Raw genomic sequence first — 10,775 nt, 5'->3', positions numbered from 1 at the left:
AATGGGTTTCGAACAATATCACGAACCGCCGCAGGAGCTTTCGCAGGAGATCCGGACCTTCGCGAGGATGATCGCGTCCCTGATCGAGGAGGCCGAGGCCATCAACTGGTACGAACAGCGGATGTCGGTCGAGAAGGACAACAAGGCGAAAGCCATCATGGCGAACGCCCAGAAAGAGGAATTCAAGCACTTCGGCATGAACCTCGAATTCCTGCTGCGGCGGAAGAAGGAGTGGCGCGAGGAACTCAAGGGAATCCTCTTCACGCAGGGCGACATCGTCAAACTCGGCGAGAAGGCCGAGAAGGCGGTCGACTGATTTGAAGATTGTCGGAGCGACAAGAATGGAACGACGCGGAGATCAGCGCCGCAGGGTACTCAAGAAGGGATCGATTGAATTCGGAAGCTCCGCCATCGACTGCTCGATCCGCAATCTCAGTGATCGTGGCGCGATGTTGGAGGTGGAGAGTCCGCTCGGTATCCCCCGTGATTTCACGCTTGTGGTGGCGGCGGACGGAACACGGCGCGCCTGTCGTGTCGCGTGGGTCAAGGAGAAGCGGTTGGGTGTGGAGTTCGAAGATTGAGGGCGGCTCAGCAGCGGAGGCGCATATGAAGAAAGACCGGCTCTTCCTGGCGTTAGGAACGATATTGGGTCTGATCGCGGCGGCGAGCACTGCCGAGGGACGGGGCAGCATCGCAAGCGAACGCCCGTATGCCTCCGAGCACATCGATCGGCTTCCGGCCGACATCCGTCACGGTCTGAGCCGCATGGAGCGGCAATGCGGTGGGAAGGCAGCCGCGACGCACTACTTTTCGACCACCATAGAGGCCGGCGGCCTGCACTTCAGGTCGTTGCATTTCGAAAACTTCGCCTGCGAACGGCGAGAAGCGATCTGCCGGGCGGAGCGATGCCTTCATGAAGTCTACCTCGAACAGGGTGGCCATTCGCGCCGTGTCTTCGGCGCATATGTCCACGACATGAAGCTGATCAACGGCGGCGGGACCGCCGGATTGGAACTCGAGGGAGGTGGGCCGGAGATACTACGTTGGAACGGACGCACATTCGCGCCCGTGCATTCATTCGGAAAGGACATATACCGGTGACGTCATCGATCATTTCGCATCTTCACTTCGGTGGCGCCGACATCTCCCTCTGGAAGAGGTTCCGGCTGTTCTTCACCGTAGGCGTCGTCGTGCTGCTTCTGAGCGCGGCGAAGGTTGCGGTCCACTACTTCGGATTCGAGTTCCTCGATCTCAATGGCTTGCTGACTAGCGGCATCGGCGGCGCCGTGTTCATCGTCGGCTTTCTGTTGTCGAGCATCCTCCAGGACTACAAGGAGGCGGAGAAAATTCCCGCCGATCTCAGGAATTCCATCGAGGCGATCGAGGGCGACCTCGCTTGCTTCGCGCAGAACAACGATGCCTTCGACCTGCGGAAGGCGCAGCAGTTGTTGCTGGCCCTAATCGACAGGCTTCGCGAGGGTCTCGGGCACAAAAACGGCCACAAGGACGTTCCCCCCGCCCTGGACGAGTTGGCCAAGCTGACGCCGATCCTGGGTCGGCTCGAGGGCATGGGTATGGCTGCGAATTTCGTAGTTCGTCTCCGAACGAACCAGGACGTGATCCGGAGGGCCTTGCTCCGGATCTACACCATTCAGCGCGTCGAATTCGTGCCCTCGGTGCATGTGCTGGTGCAGACGCTGGTGTTCTCGATCGTACTACTGCTTCTGCTGCTGAAGACGGAAGGCGACCCGGCATCTGCACTGCTGTTCGGCTTCATCACGTTCATGTTTGTCTACGTCCTCTACCTCGTCCGGCTCCTAGAGCAGCCGTTCGCGAAGGGGCACGGTTCGGTGGACGACGTCAGTTTCTTCCTGCTCGACGAGCTCGAGCGCAACCTCCGCCGAGCGCTCGAAGATCCGGACGGCGGCGCTCAAAATACGACCACGACGGGAGATTGACACATGCACGGAGGTGTATCCGTCGGAACGGCCGGCGCTAAACACGCGAAGAAGCTCGCTTGGGCCCTCGCGATGACCGCGACCTACATGATCGCGGAGGTCATCGGAGGACTTGTGACCGGCAGCTTGGCGCTGCTCGCGGACGCCGCTCACATGCTGACCGACGTCGGCGGACTCGCGCTGGCGCTGCTCGCGATCCGCTTCGCCGCCCGCGAAGCGACCCCACAGCGGACCTTCGGCTACCTTCGGATGGAGGTCTTATCCGCGCTGGCAAACGCGGTCGTCCTGCTCCTGCTGACGGTTTACATCCTGTACGAGGCCTATCAGCGCTTCCTGTCGCCCCCCGAAGTCCTGAGCGGGCCGATGCTAATTGTCGCCGCCATCGGCTTGGCCGTCAATCTGGTCAGCATGTGGCTGCTCTCGAGCGGGTCGTCCGAAAGCCTGAACGTCAAGGGCGCATACTTCGAAGTGCTGAGCGACATGCTCGGATCGATCGGCGTGATTGTCGCCGCCCTGCTTATGATGTGGAAGGGATGGGCGCTTGCCGATCCGATCATCGGCGCTGGCATCGGATTGTTCATCGTGCCCCGGACGTGGTCGCTCCTCAGTCAGGTCACCCACATTCTGATGGAGGGGACCCCGCCCAACGTCGATACCGGCGCGATCGAGAAGAAGCTGCTCGCCATCCCGGGAACTGTCGCCGTCCACGATCTGCATGTCTGGACAGTCACGTCCGGCTTCGACGCCATGAGCTGCCACCTCGTCGTGGTCGACATGTCGGCCGGGCGGGAGGCGCTGAGGGAGGCCCGGAACCTGATGAAGGCTGAATACGGCATCGAGCACACAACGATCCAGATCGAGGACGAGGCTATGAGAGCCGAGGAAACCGTGCTCCATGTCTGAGGCAGATCACCGCAACAATGAACCCGCCGACCATGACCACCGGCATCATGACCGTCACGATCATGGCGGGCTCGGTCACGTCCACGCTCCGGCGAGCTTCGACAAGGCCTTCGCCGTCGGTATCGGGCTGAACACCGCCCTGGTCGTGGCCGAAGCCGTCTATGGCTACCTCGGAAACTCGACGGCGCTGCTCGCGGACGCCGGGCACAATCTGAGCGACGTACTTGGCCTGATCGTAGCTTGGGCCGCGTCGGTCGCCGCGAAGCGAGCGCCTAGCGGCCGGTTTACCTACGGTCTGAAGGGGACGTCGATCCTGGCGGCGCTTGCGAACGCCGTGTTTCTGCTCGTCGCGACCGGCGCCATCGGATGGGAATCCATCCTCCGGCTGTACGAACCGGAGCCCGTCGCCGGTCTGACCGTCATGGTGGTCGCCGCCATCGGCATCGTCGTCAACGGCGCTACGGCCATGCTGTTCGCGAGCGGCCGCAAGGGCGACATCAACATCCAAGGGGCATTTCTGCACATGGCCGGAGACGCCGCCGTTTCGGCGGGCGTCGTCGCGTCCGCAGCGCTCATCCTCTGGACGGGTTGGCTTTGGCTCGATCCTGGAATGAGCCTGGTCATCTGCGCCGCTATCCTGTGGAGCACCTGGAGCCTGCTGCGCGGCTCGATCGCGATGTCATTGAGCGCGGCACCGGCCGGAACCGACATGGATGCCGTCCGGTCGTTTCTGCTGCAACGGCCGGGCGTAGCCAAGATCCACGACCTGCATATCTGGCCGATCTCCACGACGGAAACGGCGCTCACGTGTCATCTGCTCATGCCCGCCGGGCATCCCGGCGACGATTTCCTGATGGAAGCCGCCCGACTGCTCAGGACGGAGCACAAGATCGGACACGCGACCCTGCAGATCGAATCCGACGAGAACAACGCGTGCGCGCTGGCGCCCGACGACGTGGTCTAGCTTGGATGAGCGGGAGGACGACCAGGTCGAGCGACTTCATTGCCACAAGTCGGCGCTCGGCATCGCGATCGACGTAGGAAACGAAAGAGGGAGGGTGGCATGCCCGAACTGTCCGCACGACGGCGACTGGCGAACGGAGCCCGGAGGCTGGATGTTTTCCTGCGAGGAATGCGGTGTGCTCGTCGACGGAAGATTTCCCGCCGGACGCGTCACGAATTGAGTGCGATCGTGACGAAACAGGCTCCGAAATACTATCGATCGGCGGAAGGATCCGACATCGCGATTCTCGGGAGGTGGCTGAGGTTGCTCTTCGCGGCTTGCAGCCTGTTGATGCTTTGCTCGCTGGTTTCGCCGTCGGCCGCCCAGACCGCTCGGGAGTTCGCGCGGGAGGGGTTCGCGGCAAAAGACAGGAAGCAATTTCCGCTGGCCATTCAATTGTTCAACGAGGCCATCAAGCAAGGGCAATTCACTCCCGAGCAGCGCGGCTTTATCCTGTACGGGCGAGGAGTGTCGTATGACGCGCTCGGACTGCGTGAACTCGCCTTAGGCGATTTCGATGCGGCGATAGCGCTGTTGCCCGACTTCCCGAATTCCTATGTGTATCGCGCACTGGCTTGGAACGATCGGCGGGAATTCGACAAGGCGCGTGACGATCTCATGCAAGCGCTGCGGCTGAACCCGACCAGCGCACTCATTCACAACAATCTCGGATCGGTCTACGAACGCAAGGGACAGTTGGACCGGGCTATCGAAAGCTATGGGGAGGCGATCCGGCTCGATCCTACGGCCGCACAGACATTCTACAACCGCGCCCATGCCTTCATCGCGAAGCAGGACTATCGCGCCGCGATATCGGACTATGACCGGGCAATCGACCTGCAGCGCGACTTCGCGGACGCCTACAGCAACCGCGGCGGCATGTATCTGCTGCTGGGCGACACAGACAAGGCGATCGGAGATTTCGACGAGGCGATCCGGCTCAAGGGCACCGATCCGATCTTTTGGTCGAACAGGGCGAGCGCCTACATGACGGTGGGGCGCTACAAGGATGCACTGGCCGATTTCGACCATGCCCAGACGATCGATCCCGGCAACGCAGCTACATATCTTGGACGAGGACGAGCTCGGCTCTATTCGGACGAGATCGCGGGGGCGATCGAAGACCTGCGTGTCGCTGCGCGACTCAGGCCGACGAGCGCCTTTCCCGCCATCTGGATGCACATCGCCCGCATCCACCAGGGCAATCCGGACGGCGAGGAACTTGAGCGCAACGCGGCGAGGGTGGATCGCTCCCAGTGGCCTGCTCAGGTCCTGGATTTCTACTTGGGCAAACTGGACATGGAGCGGGTGCGCGAAGACGCCGACGGCGGTGTGGGCGCCGAACGCGAAAGGCGGCTTTGCGAGGCGGATTTCTTCGTCGGCGAGTTCCTGAGCCACGGTCAACAGAAAGCAGCCGGCCGCCGGATGCTTCGGACGGTCGTGGATCGGTGCCGTCCCGTGGACATCATCTTCGCCGCTGCTCAAGCCGAGCTCCGCGACGACAAAGAGGCGAAGTAGCGGAGGCGCACGTCATCGACCGCGGCGTTCCGTTGATTTCGATGCGAGAGGACGGTTGGGGGTTCGCCGCGATAATGAGAAGAAGGATGGGGACTCCCACCGAATGTCCAAGGTTCAGCGCGTTCTCTTCGTTGTTGGACTATTGGTGCTGATAGCGTTGTCGTCCGGCTCGTTCGGCATCCTGCTGTATCGTGCTTTTCCTGACAGTTACGCGGTCACCCTTGTCTGCCCGCTGGGTGCAGCGGCCACCGTGATCGTCCTACGGAAACTATTCTTAGGCTGAGTTCGGCGCACACTATCGGGTGTTTGAGGAACCAACGCGGCTGCCGTCGCGTCGGCAGCCGAATGGGCGCGCGGTTTGGCGTCTAGCTGGGTCGCCTACCTGCGACCTTCGTGCTGCCAGTGGCTGGTGACTTCGTCGCCGGTTTTGTTGAGGTGAACGTGCTGGTCGACATGGTCGACCCAAGATGCCGGAATGAAATGATGGTGGTCGCCGTCAGGCGAACTCTGCTTCGTCAACTTGATGTTGTCGGTCCCTTCCAGGTGATCGACTTTTCCGACGGTCTTCTTGTCGGATGAAATGACGTCCATGTGTTCCTTGATCTGCGTGGTGTCCGGCATCGCTGGTCTCCTTTGGTTGGAGATTTAAAACGCGCGAGCCGAAGCAAGGTTGCTCCGCGCACAGGCCCATCAGGCGATCGTTAGTCGTGTGTAAATTGGTCGCAACCGGACTCTTCCGCCGAAGGGAACGTCACGATGACGTGTGACTTGGGTAACGACAGATGACAGAGGGACTTGGAACATGAAGAAGATTGGTCTTTTGGTATTCGGCTTGGCCGTCTCGTTCGCCCTGCCGGCTTCGGCGGAGACGGTGATTCTCAAGAAGGGAGGACATCATGGTGGATACGGCGCGCGGGCAGAGATGCGCGGCCACCATGGGGCCGGCATGTACCGCGACATGAGGCACGGAAACCGGGCCGTCGTCATTAAGCGCGGGCACGCCCACCGCTATTGAGAACTTCGCGGAACGCCAGCCTGAGATGTCCTCCCCAAAACTACTCGGCCTGGTGACCGCTCGACGAGAGAGACGCGAAGAAAAGGCCGCCCTCCCGGGGCGGCCTTTTGGTTTTTCTCCCTCGAAAGGGGGGCGCGCGTCGGGATCCGCATTTGGAATTCAAAAATCCGCCTCGTCGGAGAAAACGGCCGTCAGGAAGGTTCCCAGGTCGCTTTCAACAACTAGGACTGTGTTGGTTGAAATAGCGCTCGCCAGCCCTGTTTGCGCCGACACGGTCCAGTCGTTGGCGAGGCACCGTCCACGTGGCCCGTGATGGCCGTCAGAATTGAGAGCGGACGCGCATGCCGAAGATCGACGCCGGACCGCGGTCGCGGTTGTAGGCGGGATTGACGACGAGCTGGTAGTCCAGCGTCGCGCGCCACGACCACAGGGGAAAGCTGTAGTAGGTTTCGATGATCTTCTCGGGACCGGCGTTTGGCAGGCGCCCGTCGCCGACGAGAATGCCGAGACCGCCCGCATCGAGGTAGGTGCGGCGCGCTTGCGAGATGCCGTTCACCACGCCGGCGAATCCGAACGTGTCGTTGGGTCTGTTCCAGGAGGTTCCCGCGAGCGAGAGGCCAGCGGCAACCGTCGTGTCGATGTCGGTGAATTCGTAGGACTCCTTGGCGCCGTCGGCGACGCCGGCCCTCGCGAAGACGCCGAGGTCCTTCGTGATCGCCTGCTCCAGGTTGGCGCTGATGCCGGCCCGGCTCTGGTAGCGCCGGACCAGGGCGGTATCCGCGGCTGCGCCCGTCGCTTGCGCGAGCGCCACGGCGTCGTCAAAGCGGCCCATGCGCCCGCGCGTCAGGAATCCCGTAACCGCGACCTTACCCGGCTTGCCCCAGATCTCATGGCGATGTTCGATCTCGCCGATCCACTGGAATTGGGAGAACGTCGGATCCAGCTCGGTGCTGTTGGGGACGGTCGAAAGATCAAACAAGCCGCCGCGGAAGGTCCAGTCGCCCTTATACCACTCGACGGCGGCACCGTACGTGAAGCCCCAGGCGTCGGCGGCGTAGTCGAATGTGCCAGTGTCCACGATCGACCAGTTCATGAAATCCTTGCGCGGGTCGTGGCCGTATTTGTTGGTGTCGAAGACGTCGGTCACGGCGAATTTTCCAGCCGTCAGGACCAAGCGGTCGCCGCTCTGCGTGCCAGCGAATTGGTTGATGTCGGCGTTGACCTTCTTGGTCTCCCCTCCAAGGTCGAACGTCTGGCGGAAGAAGGCGCGGGGAATGCGGGCGTAGGGCGCCGCGGATCCGACCTTGTAGGCCTCCCCGCTCGGAAATCCGGCCACGCCCAAGGTCGAGCTCAAGCCGAACCCCTGATCGATCTCCGGATTGACCCAGAACTCTCCGCCTTGCCAGGGCCTGAACCCGGCGTAGAGCGTCACGTCCCAGGTCTGTCGGGTCTGGTTCGGAATTAGGCTGTTCGTACCCGTGTACGGCGAGCGGAAAGGCGCCGCGTACTGCTGCAGATACGTCGTCTGACCATGGATGCTGAACTGATCCGTCTCGAAGGGCGTCAAGCCGTCCTGGAGAACCTTCTGCCCATTTTGGCCGAGGCGGTAGTTGAGGCCGAGGCGGGCGGTTTGCACGGAAAGGTCAGAGGAAAGAAGCTGCGTTCCGCCGAACGTTTTCGCCTTCGCGCCGAACTCCGTGTCGAGGTATTCGAACCGCGCCGACCAGTTCGCCGACAAGGCGAGCTCGGCGCCGGCACCCCAGGCGGAGCCGAGCCGAGTAAAACCGATCTTGTCTCCCGCGCTGCCGTCGAACGGACCGAGCGTCGCCTGGTCGTAGCTCCACGCAAGACCCCCGGTGGCGTAGAACAGCCAGGACCCCGACGCGTACCCCAGCCGAGCTCGCAGCGTTCCCGATGTCAGGACGGTTTCCTTGAGGGCTACCGGCCCTTGAACGCCGACGACGAAGTTTGTCCCGGTGATCGTATTGGGAAAGGTGAGGTCACCTTCGATGCCGAGAACCACGTGGGAAGGCAGCAGGTGGTTGTAGCCGGCGCTCAGGCCGAGAGCGTAGGAGCCGGTTCCCTTGAACGCGTCGGGCGCGCTCGTCAGGCCGATCGAGCCGGACGACGGGTCCGATCCCGGACCGCGCAAAGAGTAGTGGGATTCGCCGCCTCCGTAGGCGTAGTGGAAGCCGACGAAGGGGCCGCTCCAGTCGACTGCCTGGCTAGAACCGACCCTGCCCAGGTCGGCCGAAAGTCCCTCGGCCGCGGAGCCGGCCGCCAGCATAATTCCCAGAAATACTCTCTTCATCGCGACGACCGCATCCCCTGCGAGAGTATTCGCCATGGCGATGAAGGCTTGGCAACAGTTTAGTTTTCCAGCGTTGTGATCCCGATGTCACTGAGGCCGGGACCGATGCAGCTCGCTCGGATGGCCCCAAACGGCGGTCCCACAGCGGCCGCGGTCGGCCGCCTCGTTGTCCTCGCGGAGGAACGATCACCTCGGGGCGACAACCTTCTTCGAGGTAGATGAGGTAGCCTGCGAATCCATGGCGCCGAACGCCCTCGATAGCGCCATGAATCCTTGAACCGCGGTCGTCCGGAGACGATATTTCGTAGTCCGCCAAAAGGTAATACAGCTTATGGAACTGCATCTCGCCGCCGACACTAATCTGTTCTTCGAGTTTAAGCCGCTCGAGCAGTTGCGTTGGAGCGAACTCGGTGCGGATCCGGTCGTCATCGTGCTGACTAAGCCGGTGGTCGATGAGATCGACAAGCACAAGAAGAGCAACGGCCGCACGCGCGATCGCGCGCTCGACATCTTCAGCCGCATCCGCGCGATGCTGACATCGGGCGCGACCGAGGTGGAGATCCAGGAATCGGGGCCCCGGGTTCGTGCTTCGGCGCCTGACGAGCGTCGGACCCGATCCCAAGCTCGCGGACCGGTTAGACTACGGCAAACCAGACGAGAAGCTAGTCGGCATCGTCTCCACATTAGCCGGGCAGGCAGTCGGCCATGACATAAAACTGTTCACCGACGACGCTGGCGCGGCGGGCACAGCAGCAGACTTCGGAGTGCCGTTCCAACTGATCGACCCCGCCTGGCGGCGACCGCCCGCGGAATCGACCGAAGCGAAGCAGCTCAAGGAGGCCAAGAAGGATCTGGCGATGTACCGGTCGCTGGAGCCGAGGATCGTAATCCGCTGCGAGACCGCCGATGCGGACGGCATCGTCACGGTCGTCGATAAGGTCGCGACGCCGCTTGCCGAGCCGGAGGTCGACGCGCTGATCGAGGCGCTCCGCGCGAAGCATCCGCCGCGCGCCGACTTCTCGCCGCCGCCGACGTCGACGTCGACGGACGTCTAAGGCGAGACGAAGACGATCGAATATTCGCCGCCGTTGGACGACGACGTTGCGAGCTACCGTGACGCGCGCTACCCGGCCTGGATCGAAACGTGCCGCCAGTCGCTGCGGAGCCTGCATGTTGGCCAAGACGAGGCTGCTCCTCTCGTCCTGCTGCGATGGGCGATGTCGAACGACGGATCGCGTCCGGCGAAGGATGTGCGCGTGGAATTCGAGACGGGTGGCCACCTGGTGCTCCAACGGCCTGATGGCTCTGAGGACAACGAGACCGACGTTGCTCCGTCGAACAATGCGACTTCGGTGACCCGGATTTTGGGGCTGCCAAGTCCGCCGAAGTCGCCGGCTTTCGTCGAAAAGGTGACGCGCACGCCGTCGCCTGCCAGGCAGAACGCTCGCGCGGGCGTCCCGTTGTCGTCGCTCCGGGGGATGTCTTCGCCGGTCACGGCAGACCATCGGCGCATCATGGAGGCCGCCAGCGGCTTCTCTTCGGCGCGCCGACTTGTGGAGCAGGCCCAAGGCGCAGCGGCCGAGTACAGACGTTTACAAAACACCGTCAGGGGCTTGGCCGGCTTCGACGCGACGCTGAGATCGACGCTCGTCGATCCGATCGTGACGCCGCGCGTGGAAATCATCCGTCACTTGGCGCGTCACAACTTCCGCCATCCGGAGCCGCTGAAGCCCGAAGAATTCCTTTACGATTCCTGGCCGACGGAACGCACAGTCCTGAAGGGTGCGTTGACCTGTCAACTCTGGCGGCATCAGACCGAAGAAGAAATCTTCGAGTTCACCGTGTTGTTCGTCAAACCGGGCGCAGCGCGGGGCGTCGTCGAATGTACCGTTCACGCCGAAAATCTCACGGAGCCGGCACAATGCAAAGTTATTGTAGAGCGCACCGTCGAGACCGTCAGCTTGTTCGATCTCGCGAACGCCATGGTTGAGGCTTGCGGCTGATCCGGGTGCCCCGACGAGGCGCGCCCGCCGAGCGGCTCGCCAGCCGGACACGATCGATGCGACG

14 protein-coding genes are annotated in these 10,775 nt (G+C 62.5%); 12 read left to right on the top strand and 2 right to left on the bottom strand.

The genetic code is table 11. The annotated features are described in order from the left end of the window. The first annotated feature begins 1 nt into the window (after position 1). The 8 genes from AC1RQP_RS02405 to AC1RQP_RS02370 all read left to right on the top strand — a co-directional run bounded on the left by AC1RQP_RS02405 (position 2) and on the right by AC1RQP_RS02370 (position 5,665). Positions 2-316 (top strand): ferritin family protein, encoded by a 315-nt coding sequence (locus AC1RQP_RS02405; protein ID WP_492935795.1) that lies wholly within the window; start codon positions 2-4, stop codon positions 314-316. Positions 317-341: 25 nt separating this feature from the next. Further along, positions 342-581 carry a PilZ domain-containing protein gene (locus AC1RQP_RS02400; protein WP_492935794.1) on the top strand — a complete coding sequence of 80 codons (240 nt, stop codon included), beginning with the start codon at positions 342-344 and terminating at the stop codon, positions 579-581. A gap of 25 nt (positions 582-606) precedes the next feature. Next, entirely contained in the window at positions 607-1,101 is a 495-nt protein-coding gene (locus AC1RQP_RS02395) for a hypothetical protein (protein ID WP_492935793.1), read from the top strand. Then, the gene (locus tag AC1RQP_RS02390) at positions 1,098-1,958 is read left to right on the top strand and encodes a hypothetical protein (protein ID WP_492935792.1); all 861 of its coding nucleotides are present in this window, start codon (positions 1,098-1,100) and stop codon (positions 1,956-1,958) included. The genes AC1RQP_RS02395 and AC1RQP_RS02390 overlap by 4 nt, the downstream gene beginning before the upstream one ends. 3 nt (positions 1,959-1,961) lie before the next feature. After that, positions 1,962-2,861 carry a cation diffusion facilitator family transporter gene (locus AC1RQP_RS02385; protein ID WP_492935791.1) on the top strand — a complete coding sequence of 300 codons (900 nt, stop codon included), beginning with the start codon at positions 1,962-1,964 and terminating at the stop codon, positions 2,859-2,861. Beyond that, positions 2,854-3,825, top strand: a complete 972-nt coding sequence (locus tag AC1RQP_RS02380) for a cation diffusion facilitator family transporter (RefSeq protein ID WP_492935790.1) — start codon at positions 2,854-2,856, stop codon at positions 3,823-3,825. The genes AC1RQP_RS02385 and AC1RQP_RS02380 overlap by 8 nt, the downstream gene beginning before the upstream one ends. A 99-nt stretch (positions 3,826-3,924) precedes the next feature. Further along, positions 3,925-5,382: a tetratricopeptide repeat protein gene (locus AC1RQP_RS02375; RefSeq protein WP_492935789.1), complete on the top strand. Its 1,458-nt coding sequence runs from the start codon at positions 3,925-3,927 to the stop codon at positions 5,380-5,382. Between the two features lie 103 nt (positions 5,383-5,485). Beyond that, a complete protein-coding gene (locus tag AC1RQP_RS02370) occupies positions 5,486-5,665 on the top strand; it encodes a hypothetical protein (RefSeq protein ID WP_492935788.1) in 180 nt (59 codons plus the stop codon). A gap of 95 nt (positions 5,666-5,760) precedes the next feature. Here the strand turns inward: AC1RQP_RS02370 and AC1RQP_RS02365 are convergent, their stop codons facing one another. Continuing rightward, positions 5,761-6,003 (bottom strand): DUF2171 domain-containing protein, encoded by a 243-nt coding sequence (locus tag AC1RQP_RS02365; RefSeq protein WP_492935787.1) that lies wholly within the window; start codon positions 6,001-6,003, stop codon positions 5,761-5,763. 181 nt (positions 6,004-6,184) lie between these two features. Here AC1RQP_RS02365 and AC1RQP_RS02360 point away from each other — a divergent pair, with 181 nt between their 5' ends. Further along, positions 6,185-6,397 carry a hypothetical protein gene (locus tag AC1RQP_RS02360; RefSeq protein ID WP_492935786.1) on the top strand — a complete coding sequence of 71 codons (213 nt, stop codon included), beginning with the start codon at positions 6,185-6,187 and terminating at the stop codon, positions 6,395-6,397. 319 nt (positions 6,398-6,716) lie between these two features. On the opposite strand, the gene AC1RQP_RS02355 is transcribed toward AC1RQP_RS02360, so the two are convergent. Beyond that, on the bottom strand, positions 6,717-8,744 hold the full coding sequence (locus AC1RQP_RS02355; RefSeq protein ID WP_492935785.1) for a carbohydrate porin: 2,028 nt from the start codon (positions 8,742-8,744) through the stop codon (positions 6,717-6,719). A gap of 295 nt (positions 8,745-9,039) precedes the next feature. On the opposite strand from AC1RQP_RS02355, the gene AC1RQP_RS02350 reads away from it, so the two are divergent. The 3 genes from AC1RQP_RS02350 to AC1RQP_RS02340 are packed head-to-tail and all read left to right on the top strand — an operon-like array spanning position 9,040 to position 10,711. Continuing rightward, a complete protein-coding gene (locus AC1RQP_RS02350; RefSeq protein WP_492935784.1) occupies positions 9,040-9,417 on the top strand; it encodes a hypothetical protein in 378 nt (125 codons plus the stop codon). A gap of 55 nt (positions 9,418-9,472) precedes the next feature. Continuing rightward, positions 9,473-9,763 carry a hypothetical protein gene (locus AC1RQP_RS02345; protein WP_492935783.1) on the top strand — a complete coding sequence of 97 codons (291 nt, stop codon included), beginning with the start codon at positions 9,473-9,475 and terminating at the stop codon, positions 9,761-9,763. Between the two features lie 33 nt (positions 9,764-9,796). Further along, positions 9,797-10,711, top strand: coding sequence for a hypothetical protein (locus tag AC1RQP_RS02340; protein WP_492935782.1), 915 nt, complete (start codon positions 9,797-9,799; stop codon positions 10,709-10,711). Positions 10,712-10,775: the final 64 nt, after the last annotated feature.

The organism is Bradyrhizobium sp. GW821-FHT13H06, assembly GCF_058803975.1.
This window is presented reverse-complemented; position numbering and strand designations above follow the sequence as displayed.